Annotated in this window: 2 protein-coding genes; both read left to right on the plus strand. The window is 32.5% G+C overall.

The window, feature by feature from the left end; genetic code table 11:
- On the plus strand, positions 1–640 hold a 640-nt coding region (locus HMPREF0670_RS16845), incomplete at its 5' end, for a hypothetical protein (RefSeq protein ID WP_044078479.1).
- Positions 640–1,024, plus strand: a 385-nt coding sequence (locus tag HMPREF0670_RS16850; RefSeq protein WP_044078481.1) for a hypothetical protein, incomplete at its 3' end; no start/stop codon positions are given. The genes HMPREF0670_RS16845 and HMPREF0670_RS16850, both read left to right, overlap by 1 nt.

Genomic DNA, 1,024 nt, shown 5'->3' on the forward strand with positions numbered 1-1,024 from the left:
TAATGTAGTTTTCAAGGCTGAAAAATTTGCTGATTTTAGAAGATTAATAAGTAGATCAGGGAAGCATGCGACAGGAAAGGATTTCAACAAAATTGATCCTGTTGCATATTCAAACTATATTGCAAATAATTCTGAATTATCAAACGATGATAAGGCACTGATGGATATTCTTGTAAACTCTATTAATTCTGATGATTTTACTTACAAATTTCAGTATGTATCAGAAAATGATGAATTGCCAGATAAGAGCATGCTAGCTCCCCAATTGGTTGAGGAAATAGAAAGTACTGGCCATACAGTACTTACTAAACTCCTTGGTGGTTCTCAAACTAAACAAACTAAAAAGGGATCCTATTCGCTTGTTGTCGAAGATGATAGATCGCCAAGAGATTATTACAATAATCTAGGTGAACAAGTGCCCAATCCATTAGGAAGAGTCTTATATGTATTTCATGAGGTTTTCGGACATGGCAGATCGTTGTCTTTGGGAAGAGGTAGTGATAATCAGCATGGCGATGCAATTCGATTGGAGAATTTAGTGTTGAGGGTCGCAGGATTTAGTAATATACAAAGAAATGGCGAAGACCATGGCCCTAAAACAAAAATTCCAAATAACAGTCAATTACCAGATTATAGATAATGAAATATATTATTGTTACTTTAATAAGCATTTGTAGCTGTTTTAGCACTTTTGCGCAAGCACAAAAATATTTAGAAATGGCGAGAATAGATAGTATAAACATCAAAAGAGCCTATCTTTTGTCTCAGCAAATCTTAGGACATGATTTAAATTCAGATTCGATTTTTGTCTTCTCAATCAAGGATAATATTATACTTGGAAGAAAAAGAGATTCTTCTTGTATAATATATCATTTTAAGGAAGTCTTTAATTTTGGCTTACAAAAAGAAGAGTATGTCTTGCAGAGAACCCAAGAAGTAAATTACAATAAGAATTGTAAAGCCATTTTTGAAAGCAAATATAAATGTAACTCTTTTGTATATTCACAGTCAGATCTAACTATTT

Origin of the sequence: Prevotella sp. oral taxon 317 str. F0108, from assembly GCF_000162415.1 — a bacterium.
In the GTDB taxonomy this organism is placed as follows: domain Bacteria; phylum Bacteroidota; class Bacteroidia; order Bacteroidales; family Bacteroidaceae; genus Prevotella; species Prevotella conceptionensis.